The 9,654-nt window shown below is 61.1% G+C and carries 9 protein-coding genes and 1 pseudogene; 2 read left to right on the forward strand and 8 right to left on the reverse strand.

Annotated elements, in window-relative coordinates:
* Positions 1-242: hypothetical protein (locus tag NTW95_09440; GenBank protein MCX6557634.1), on the forward strand; the 242-nt coding region annotated here is incomplete at its 5' end.
* Between the two features lie 3 nt (positions 243-245).
* Here the strand turns inward: NTW95_09440 and NTW95_09445 are convergent.
* A complete protein-coding gene (locus NTW95_09445) occupies positions 246-536 on the reverse strand; it encodes a hypothetical protein (protein ID MCX6557635.1) in 291 nt (96 codons plus the stop codon).
* 12 nt (positions 537-548) lie between these two features.
* Positions 549-1,364, reverse strand: coding sequence for a ZIP family metal transporter (locus NTW95_09450; protein MCX6557636.1), 816 nt, complete (start codon positions 1,362-1,364; stop codon positions 549-551).
* Positions 1,365-1,484: 120 nt separating this feature from the next.
* Between NTW95_09450 and NTW95_09455 the strand changes: the two genes are divergently transcribed.
* Positions 1,485-1,820 carry a GIY-YIG nuclease family protein gene (locus tag NTW95_09455; protein MCX6557637.1) on the forward strand — a complete coding sequence of 112 codons (336 nt, stop codon included), beginning with the start codon at positions 1,485-1,487 and terminating at the stop codon, positions 1,818-1,820.
* A 118-nt stretch (positions 1,821-1,938) separates the two neighbouring features.
* Here NTW95_09455 and NTW95_09460 read toward each other — a convergent pair whose 3' ends face one another.
* The 6 genes and pseudogenes from NTW95_09460 to NTW95_09485 form a co-directional block, all read right to left on the reverse strand.
* Positions 1,939-2,988, reverse strand: a complete 1,050-nt coding sequence (locus NTW95_09460) for a methylated-DNA--[protein]-cysteine S-methyltransferase (protein MCX6557638.1) — start codon at positions 2,986-2,988, stop codon at positions 1,939-1,941.
* Positions 2,989-3,058: 70 nt separating this feature from the next.
* Positions 3,059-3,637, reverse strand: a complete 579-nt coding sequence (locus NTW95_09465) for a metal-dependent hydrolase (GenBank protein ID MCX6557639.1) — start codon at positions 3,635-3,637, stop codon at positions 3,059-3,061.
* Positions 3,637-4,986: an FAD-dependent oxidoreductase gene (locus NTW95_09470; GenBank protein MCX6557640.1), complete on the reverse strand. Its 1,350-nt coding sequence runs from the start codon at positions 4,984-4,986 to the stop codon at positions 3,637-3,639. Before NTW95_09470 ends, NTW95_09465 begins: the two co-directional genes overlap by 1 nt.
* Positions 4,983-6,563, reverse strand: coding sequence for an SGNH/GDSL hydrolase family protein (locus NTW95_09475; GenBank protein MCX6557641.1), 1,581 nt, complete (start codon positions 6,561-6,563; stop codon positions 4,983-4,985). Before NTW95_09475 ends, NTW95_09470 begins: the two co-directional genes overlap by 4 nt.
* 75 nt (positions 6,564-6,638) lie before the next feature.
* Positions 6,639-8,333: pseudogene (gene ettA, locus NTW95_09480) on the reverse strand (energy-dependent translational throttle protein EttA).
* A gap of 22 nt (positions 8,334-8,355) precedes the next feature.
* Positions 8,356-9,567, reverse strand: coding sequence for a DEAD/DEAH box helicase (locus tag NTW95_09485; GenBank protein MCX6557642.1), 1,212 nt, complete (start codon positions 9,565-9,567; stop codon positions 8,356-8,358).
* Between the last annotated feature and the right edge of the window lie 87 nt (positions 9,568-9,654).

Consider the following 9,654-nt stretch of genomic DNA (forward strand, 5'->3'; position numbering starts at 1 on the left):
TGACGGTCAAGGTCTGGCACAAGGTCAGCGATCCGGAATACCATTATATCAAACGCATCGTGGTTTTCCTGGGCGACGAGCCGGTCGCCGAAAAAACCTACTCACGCCAGCAGGCAAATGAGTATCAGGAAGAGACTTTTACCTTCAGCGAAAAACCCCTGCAAAAAGGGGATCCGGTCAAGGTACAGGCATCCTGCAGCCTTTTTGGGAAGAAAACCGTGGACCTGGTGTGGCAGGGGTAGAATTCACTTCGGCAGAAAGAGCGTTTCTTCTTCCTCGCGGGTCATGATGTCCACGCGCATGCTTTTGTGGATCATGTCGATGTTGACGACATGGATTTCCACGTTTTCGTTCTTCTCCAGAGAAATGAGCCGGGTGGCGATCTCCAGCAGCTGGGCGACGCTGAGATGATCGTATTTTAACTCAGCCCTGATCTTGGCATAGTTACCGCTGTCGAACTGGTCGATGCGTAACACCTTGAAGCCGGCGCGGTCGAACATGTCGTAGATGAGAAGCGGATCGTAGGTGTTCTTCACGGTCGTCCTGCTTCACCCTCCCAGCGCCACGTCCAGGAACATCATCAGGGCGAAGCCAACCATCGCCCCCAGGGTGGCGAAGTCGGAATTCTCTCCCCGCTGGGCCTCGGGGATCACCTCCTCCACCACCACGTAGATCATGGCGCCGGCGGCAAAGGCCATGGCGTAGGGTAGCATGTGGCGCATGCGCAGGACGGCGGCGGCTCCGCAGACCGCGGCCAGCGGCTCGACCACGGCCGACAGCTGGCCGTAGAAGAAGCAGCGGCCGGGCAAAAGACATTCGCGGCGCAGCGGGATCGATACGGCCATGCCCTCGGGGAAATTTTGCAGGCCGATGCCCAGGGCCAGGGCCACGGCGCCGGCCAGCGTGGCCGACGGCAGGTTGGCGGCCACCGCCCCGAAAGCCACGCCCAAGGCCAGCCCCTCGGGAATGTTGTGCAGGGTGATGGCCAACACCAGCAGGATCGTGCCACGCCAGTGGGTCTTGATGCCCTCGGCTTGGTTGAGGCTCAGGCCGGGGTGCAGGTGCGGCAGCAGCTTGTCCATCAGCCACAGGAATGCCCCGCCCACCAGAAAGCCGATGAGTGCCGGCAGCCATTTGGGCAACGGCCCCTCGGCGGCGATGGCGATGGCCGGCGCCAGCAGCGACCAGAAGGAGGCGGCGATCATCACCCCGGCGGCGAAACCGAGCATGCCGTTGAGCAGGTGGCGGTTGAATTCCTTCTTGAAAAAAACGATGGCGGCGCCCAGGGCGGTCACCCCCCAGGTGAACAGCCCGGCCAGCAGCGCCTGCAAAACGGGATTCAATCCGCTGAAAGTTCCGTTCATTGGTTTTTCTCCATTGCCCGTTATGCCCATTCTACAAAGAATTGCCGGCAAATTCAATGCGCGCGGCGCCGCGATTGACTTCGGCCTGCGTTTGACCCAAAATAGCAAGCTGAGGAGACCATGGCCAAACTGAAGCGCAGCGGCCGTTTTTTCGTCTATATCCTCCGCTGCCGGGACGGGACGTTTTACACCGGCTACACGCCCGACCTGGCCCGGCGCCTGGAGCTGCACAACTCGGGCAAAGGGGCGCGCTACACGCGCAGCCGGCGGCCGGTCACCCTGGTCTGGAGCAAGGAGTATCGCTACTTTAAGCGCGCTTTCCTCGCCGAGCTGAAGATCAAGAAACTTAAACGTAAGCAAAAAGTACGATTGATCGGCGCTGAAACAAGGTCATCCTGCTGCAGTCCAGGGCGATTCACCACCTTCGGTGGCAGACAAATTAGATCCAAAGGATAATTTGTGCTGTCGAATCGCCCCTACGAAAAAAATTATCCAGATAAAATGTTTTCCACTAGTTCTGAAATTGTCTAATATTATTTTAGGGTAGGGGCGACTCGCTGGGTCGCCCTTTAACTTATTTCAAATTCTTCTGTTCCAAATCGAGGAGGAAGCGCTTGCGCCACAGGCCGCCGCCGTAGCCGGTCAACCGGCCGCTGTCGCCGATAACGCGGTGGCAGGGGATGACGATGGCGATGCGGTTGTCGCCGTTGGCCCGGCCGACGGCGCGCACCGCCCTGGGTCGGCCGATCATGTTCGCCTGCTGCCCGTAGGAGCGGGTCTGGCCGTAGGGGATGGTCAGCAGGGCCTGCCAGACCTTTTTTTGAAATTCCGTGCCGGCCATGACCAGGGGGACCTTGAACTCGCGCAGGCGGCCCTCGAAATACAGGTTGAGCTGGCGCTGCAGCTCGTCGATGTGCCGGCTCGGACCGGGCAGGAAGCGGGCGCGGAAACGTTTTTCCAACCGGGCGAGCTGTGTTTCCAGCATGCGCCGGTCGCTGAATTCCAGCAGGCAGACGCCCGCGCCGGTGGCGCCGGCCAGCATCGGCCCCAGTGGGGTGAGCAGCCGGGCCACGACGATGACCGGAGCGCCGGCGCTCTGCCCGGGCGAGCGGCCCATTTTTTTCTTGAAGGCCCCGGTGAAACCGCTCAGCGATTCGTAGCCGCTGGCAAAAGCGCTGTCGATCACCTTTGCCCCAGAGTGGATCTGGCCCAGGGCGAGGTTGATGCGCAGCGAGCGGAGAAAGCCCTGGAAGGTCATGCCGTGATGCTTCTTGAACCAGCGCCGCACCTGGCTGGGCTGGAGTCCGTAACGGCGCAGGTCGGCGTCCTTGAGCCGCTGCTCGGGGTCGGCGTGGATGTCGGCCAGCAGCCGCTGGATCGCCGGCGGGGTGAGGCCCGGCGCTTCCATCGGCCGGCAGCGCTTGCAGGGGCGATAGCCGGCCAGCAGCGCATCCTTGGCGGCCGGGAAAAAATCGACGTTCTCCCTTTTCGGTTTCCGGGCCGGGCAGCCCGGCCGGCAGAAAATCCCGGTGCTGCGCACGCCCAGGAAAAATAAACCCTCAAAGGAAGAGTCCTTTTCGGCCAGGGCTTGGTACATGGCTCTTTCATCTGGCAGAGGCGACATTTTTCCTCCTATACTGCTCCCGTTCTATCCCGTTGCTGTCCGGCTGGCAACCGCAATTTGAACAGCAATTTCAGCGGCTCTGGCGGGTGGCGGCGCGGCCGGGACGGTCATTTGCCCAGCGGCGGATGCAAGCCACCAGCAGCACCACGCCTCCCAGCAGCACGATTTCGAGCAGCGCCGCTTTGAGGTTGTGCAGGCTGAACAGGCTGGAGAAGAAGTTGGCCGAATGGGGGGAGCGGGTGATGTTGATGAAGACAGGGTGGGCGGCTATGTGGTAGCCGTTGGCAAAGGGCCAGAAGAGGGGCAGGCCGTAGGGCGGGGTAAAATCCAAGGTAAAGAAATCGAGCAACAGGTGCGAACAAAATATGATGAAGACAAAGGCGAAAAATTTCAAGGCATGACCTTTCTTGCGGGAAAAGAGCCAGCCGATGATCACGGCGACAAAAAGGGCGGCCCCCAGGCTGTGGAATATGCCGTGGTGGTAGCGGTTGGGAGAGCCCAGCAGGAAACCGGGCAAAAAATCGCCGTCGGGCAGGTTGGCCAGGAAAATGAAGAAACTCGCGTCAAGCCACCGGCTCTTGAAAAACAGGCCGGGCCGGGTCTCGAAGAAGGCGATCCCGGCCAATGCATGTCCGACGGGAAGCGGCATCAGAACCAGGGCTGCGCCAATTTTTTAAGGCGCTCGCTTTCCTGCTGCCAGCGCAGGTCGTTCCAGGCGAACAGCGGCCGCAGCCGGGGAAGCAGCTCGCTGACGCGGCGGCGGTTCTCGCCCAGGCTGGAGCGGCGGAAGATGAGGTCGTCCAGGTGCACCACCGCCTCCTCTTCGGCCAAGGTTTTGAGCGAGGCGAAGGCCGCGTTGGCGGTGTCCGCGCCCGGCAGCCAGTCATAGGCAAATACCCAGCGACCCGAATTGGCGTCAGCGGGAGGCCCCTGCGGCTCGCGAACCGGTCGGCCGGGAAAGACCCGGCGCATGGTTTTTTCAGCCACCAGCCGCGAGGTGGTGAACTTGACCCCGGAAACACTGAACAATCCGGACGGGCCGCCGTGGTCCTGGTGGCGGATGATCACTTCGTGCTTGGCCAGGGTCCCGGCCTCGGTGGCCGGCAGGATCCCGGAGTAAACCTGCTCGACGTCCTTTTCGCTCAGGATCAGCTCCGGCACGGCGCTGTTCATATCGTAGATGAACTCGGCGATTTGCTCCGGCTCGGGACGGGGATTTTCCGCCTGATCGGCGACCAGGATCTCGGCGGTGCCGGCCAGTAAACGGTTCTTCCAGTTGTGGACGAAATAGGTGTGGTCGCGGCGGCTGGGCGGTTGCGCCCGTCTTCCTGTGGGGCTGGGAGGATTCAGAGCCAGTGCGTATTCGCTCAGGGCCCTTCTTTTAAAGAGAATATTAAAGAGGAGCAAATTTTTGCGGAAAAGACGGGGATAATCGCGGTCGAATTTCTGGGCCAGCTGCCGGCACCAGGGGCCGGCGGCGTTGATGACCAGCGGCGAACGGAACTCGTGGTGCTGGCCCGATTGCTGGTCCCTGGCCAGCACGCCGCGTACCTGACCGTGATGCAGCAGCAGGCTTTCCGGCGGCAGGCGTTTCTGGGCGCCGACACCCCGGTTGCGGTTGAAGCCCAGCAGATCGTTCAAAACCAGGGCCGGGGCCATGATGAACGGGCGTTTGAGCCCCCGGCCATAAAGGGGCATCAGGCAGGGGAGAACCTGGACCAGGGCCGGGAAATTGGCCAGGAACCAGCGCCTCTCCTGGATGGATTCGAGGCAGCGCGGCAAGTCGAACGACTGCAGGTAACGCAGGCCGCCATGGACGGTGCGCAAGTGGTTCAGGCTGGTGGCGCCGCCGAAATCCTCCTGTTCCAGCAGCAGGGCCCGCTGCCGGCGCTTTCCCGCTTCCAGGGCCAGCATGACGCCGTAGATGCCGCCGCCGACGATAATTAAATCATATTTTTCGCTTGCGGCCGCGGCGCTGTCCCGGAAAATTGCGCTCATTTCCCGCTGTTTTTTCCGGTTTGGGCTGGGAACACCGCCGTGAAGGCGCTGGCATTGCTGCTATAATCCACTGCCTGCAAACGGAAATAGAGCTGGGGCAGGAACGGGAAGAGGGTGAAGGTGAAATGATTTTCGTTCGTGGTCAGCTTATGAGATAAATCGTTGGCGCGAAAAGCGAACTCGATGGCGAAGTGGCTGAAATCCGATTCGTAGTCCGCGTCCCATTGGACATTTTTTTTCAGTGTGTCCCCGGGGTTGCGCACGCTCACCCCGGTGGGCAGCAGAGGCGGGAAAGCCACCAGCGCGTTGGCGAATAGGTCGGCGATGATGCGGTGGCCGGCAGCGTTGGGGTGGTTGCCGCTGCTCACGTTTTCGATAATTTTTTCCAGTAGGTCCTTCCAGCCATTCGGAGGATTGGTGTTCATGAATGCGTTCAGCGTATCCACGCAGGCGACGTTTTTTTTACGGGCCAGGGTCAGAATTCCGACTCTGAGTCCCTGCAGGTTCTCCCAATAATATTCATACTGAGAAAAGGTGGACTTGCTCGGCGTCAGGGTGGAGACGATGATGCGCATGCCGCGCGCGGCGGCGGCGTCAATGATGTATTCCAGGTTCTCCAGGGAACTGTCGATGGAGAGCGAATTGTTGATGGCGTCGTTGACTCCCAGCATCAGCAGGAAATAAAAGCCCGAGTGGTCCTCCAGTTCCTGGTCGACCCGCTCTGCCCCGTTGAGCGTCGTGTCGCCGGGCACGCCCAGATTGACGGAAGAAGAAGCACCGTAATAATTGGCGTAGCCGGGCTCAGCCATCAGGGTCTTCATCTGGGTCAGGTAGCATATTTCCAGGTGCTGCGCTCCTTCGAACTTTCCCCAGGTGATGCTGTCGCCGAAGCCGATATAGGTATTGTAGTATTCGGGTGTCTTTGGGCCAAGGACGGTTTTTTGCCTGGTCGGACGGTCCTTTTTATCCTTCAGGACGCATTCGCGTTGCAGCGGGTCGAACGAATAGCGGTACTGCGCCCAGAGGGAGCGCGTTTCGATCTCCAGCCGGCCGTCGCTTTCCCGGAAGGTGAAGCCTTTTTCCGAAAACGGGGTCGCGGTCAGCGGCGTGAGCAGCCCGTTTCCCGTCTCGTAATAGAAAATGTCGTCATTGCCCGAGCGGTTGCCCAGGAAGAGCAGGGCGGGCCGGCCGTCGTCAGCTTCGATCACCTGCGGAGCGGCAAAGAACGAAAAACCCGGCAGGTCGAGAACCTGGCTGCGGTCGCGCCGGAAGTCATAGTAGGCCAGACGGATGGAGGCGTCCTTGTAGTTAAGCCAGAAAACATAGAAATTGTCGCTGCCCGTCCGGGTGGCCAAGGGGATGTTCTCGCCCTCCATGCCGGCACTCAGGTTGGTGCACATCCGCCCTTTCAGGATGATGTCGGTCCGGGGTGGTGAGAAATCGGCGATCAACGAATATTTTTGGCTTTGGAATTCGAATTTTTCCAATAGGGCGGTCTTTCGCTCCAGTGACATTACCTGTTCTGCTGCGGTGAGGACTAGTATCAAAATCAGGGTGCTGCGGATGATGCTTTTCATGGGGTTTTATTTTATTTGAATCGCGCCCCCTTGTCAATCGAAAAGGAAGCGAACTCCGGCCGGGCCGATGAAGGCTCAGCCGAGCCTGAGCTTGCGGTAGTGGATGCGGTGCGGGCTGTCGGCCTGGTGGCCCAGGCGGCGCTTGCGGTCGGCCTCGTAGTCCGAGTAATTCCCTTCGAACCAATACACCTGGCTGTCGCCCTCGAAGGCCAGGATGTGGGTGGCGATGCGGTCGAGGAACCAGCGGTCGTGCGAGATGACGACCGCGCAGCCGGCGAAGTCGTCGAGGGCGTCCTCGAGGGCGCGCAGGGTGTTGACGTCGAGGTCGTTGGTCGGCTCATCGAGCAGCAGCACGTTGGCCTCGGCCTTGACGATGCGCGCCAGGTGCAGGCGGTTGCGCTCGCCGCCGGACAGCACCCCCGCCTTCTTCTGCTGGTCGCCGCCGGTGAAGTTGAACCATGAGGCGTAGGCGCGGGCGTTGACCAGCTTGCCGCCGAGCATGAAGCTCTCCTGGCTGCCGCCGATCACTTCCCACACCGGCTTCTCGGGGTCGACGGCAACACGCTCCTGGTCGGCGTAGGCCAGCTTGACCGTCTCGCCCAGGCGGACGGAGCCGCTGTCGGGGTTCTCCTGGCCGGTCAGCAGCCGGAAGAGGGTGGTCTTGCCGGCGCCGTTGGCGCCGATGACGCCGACGATGCCCGCGCGCGGCAGGTTGAACGACAGGTTCTCGAACAGCAGCCGCTCGCCGTAGGACTTGCCGATGCCGTTGGCTTCGATGACCAGTTCGCCCAGGCGCGGCCCCGAGGGGATGTAGATGCGCGCCTCCTCGATGCGCGCCGTCTTCTCGGCGGCGAGCAGTTTCTCGTAGGAGCTGAGGCGGGCCTTGCCCTTGGCTTGCCGGGCGCGGGGCGACATGCGCACCCATTCCAGTTCGCGCTCCAGCTGGCGCTGCTGGCGCTCCGAGGCCTTACTCTCGCTTTTCAGGCGCTGCTGTTTCTGTTCCAGCCAGGAGGAGTAATTGCCTTTCCAGGGGATGCCTTCGCCGCGGTCGAGCTCCAGGATCCACTCGGCGGCATTGTCCAGGAAGTAGCGGTCGTGGGTGACGGCGATGACCGTCCCCTTGTACCCTAGCAAATGGTGCTCCAGCCACTGCACCGACTCGGCGTCGAGATGGTTGGTGGGCTCGTCCAGGAGCAGGATGTCGGGCTCTAGCAGCAGCAGGCGGCACAGGGCCACGCGCCGCTTTTCGCCGCCGGAGAGGTTGGCCACCGGGGCATCGCCGGGCGGGCAGCGCAGCGCATCCATGGCGGTCTCCAGCCGGCTGTCGAGGTTCCAGGCGTCCATTTCGTCCAGTTTTTCCTGGATGGCCGCCTGGCGGACGACCAGTTTATCCATGTCGGCTGCGCTCTAGTCGGGGTCGGCGAAGCCTTCGTTGACCTGGTCGAATTCGGCCAGTTTGTCGAGTACCGGCTGCACCGCCTCGGAGATGACCTCCTTGACCGTCTTGCCCGGGTCGAGCTGGGGCTCCTGCTCCAGGAAGCCGAGCGAATAGTCGCGGGCCGGTATCACCTCGCCCTGGAAGTCCTTGTCGACCCCGGCGATGATCTTCAGCAGGCTGCTCTTGCCCGAGCCGTTCAAGCCGATGACGCCGATCTTGGCCCCGTAGTAGAACGAGAGCGAGATATCCTTGAGCACCTGGCGGTGCGGCGGATGGGTGCGGCTGACGTTGGCCATGGAAAAAATGATCTGCTTGCTGTCGGCTTGGGCCATTTTATTCTCCTCGCACTGCCAGCTATATCGATTTCCTGAATTCGGGCCGCGAACGGTGCTTGGGGCGGCTGCCGTGCTGCGCGCCCGGCCGTCTCGGGCGGCTTTCGGCGCCGCGCGGCCTGGTCGCCGGTTTGAATACCATGCCGCGGCTTTTATCGCGTATAAAAAGATTTTCTTCGGCGAAAATGGCGGGAATTTTCATATTGATCAGCTTCTCGATCGGTTCGAGGTTGCAGACGTGCTTCTCGCAGGCCAGGGAAACGGCCTTGCCGTTCTTGCCGGCGCGGGCCGTGCGACCGATGCGGTGGACGTAGTTTTCGCTGTCGGCCGGGAGGTCGAAATTGACCACCATGTCCAGGTCGTCGATGTGCAGGCCGCGGGCGGCCACATCGGTGGCGACCAGGAAAAAAACCCGGCCCGATTTGAAATCGTTGATGATGCGCAACCGTCGACTCTGGGGCAGGTCGCCGGTCAAAAATTCGCAACGGTAACCGTTGAGCACCAATTTGCGGCACAACCGTTCGGCATCGCATTTCATGTTGGTGAAGAACAGCACGCTTTTGGGGTTGTCCCGCTTCAGTATGCCCAGCAGCAGGCTGACTTTTTCGCGGCTGCCCACGTGGTACAATTCCTGGGTAATGGTGTCCACGGTGATCTGTTCGGGAGTAATTTCAATTTTTTCGGGACGGTTCATGTATTCACGGGCGATGCGGATGGCCGGGTCGGAAAGGGTGGCGCTGAACAGCATGGTTTGCCGCAGCTTCATCGACGGAACGCGGCGAAGGATCTTCCTGATATCGGGAAGGAAGCCCATGTCGAAAAGGCGGTCGGCCTCATCGATGACCAGGAAGCCGATATCGTCCATTTTCAAGGTCCCTTTCCCCTCTAGGTCGAGCAGGCGGCCCGGGGTGCCGACCATGATGTCCACCCCGCGTTTGAGCATGAGTTCCTGGTGGTTGTAGCCCACGCCGCCGTAAAAGCAGCCAACGCTGGCGCGCAGGTGGCGGCCGATGAGCTTGGCTTCGGCTTCGATCTGCACCGCCAGTTCGCGGGTCGGGGCGATGATCAGCGCTTTCCTGCGGCTGGCCTCGGCGACCAACTGCCCCTGGAAAATGGTGATCAGGAAAGCCGCGGTCTTGCCGGTGCCGGTCTGCGACTGGACGGCGGCGTCGAGTCCGGTCAGGGTAACGGCCAGGGTCCTTTCTTGGACCGGCGTCAGTTTGGTGAACCCCATGTCTTGGATCCCCCGCAGAAGCCGGGGATCGAGTGGCACTTGTTCAAAATGCATTGATGTGAAATCCTCTTTTTATTGGTTTGATTA

It is taken from the genome of Candidatus Aminicenantes bacterium, assembly GCA_026393795.1.
GTDB lineage: Bacteria > Acidobacteriota > Aminicenantia > UBA2199 > UBA2199 > UBA2199.

Excerpts from the sequence above, each read along its gene's own strand:
- NTW95_09475 (MCX6557641.1), bottom strand. The coding sequence starts at position 6,563 with ATGAAAAGCATCATCCGCAGCACCCTGATTTTGATACTAGTCCTCACC.
- NTW95_09485 (MCX6557642.1), bottom strand. The coding sequence starts at position 9,567 with ATGGGGTTCACCAAACTGACGCCGGTCCAAGAAAGGACCCTGGCCGTT.
- NTW95_09450 (MCX6557636.1), bottom strand. The coding sequence starts at position 1,364 with ATGAACGGAACTTTCAGCGGATTGAATCCCGTTTTGCAGGCGCTGCTG.
- NTW95_09460 (MCX6557638.1), bottom strand. The coding sequence starts at position 2,988 with ATGTCGCCTCTGCCAGATGAAAGAGCCATGTACCAAGCCCTGGCCGAA.
- NTW95_09455 (MCX6557637.1), top strand. The coding sequence starts at position 1,485 with ATGGCCAAACTGAAGCGCAGCGGCCGTTTTTTCGTCTATATCCTCCGC.
- NTW95_09470 (MCX6557640.1), bottom strand. The coding sequence starts at position 4,986 with ATGAGCGCAATTTTCCGGGACAGCGCCGCGGCCGCAAGCGAAAAATAT.
- NTW95_09465 (MCX6557639.1), bottom strand. The coding sequence starts at position 3,637 with ATGCCGCTTCCCGTCGGACATGCATTGGCCGGGATCGCCTTCTTCGAG.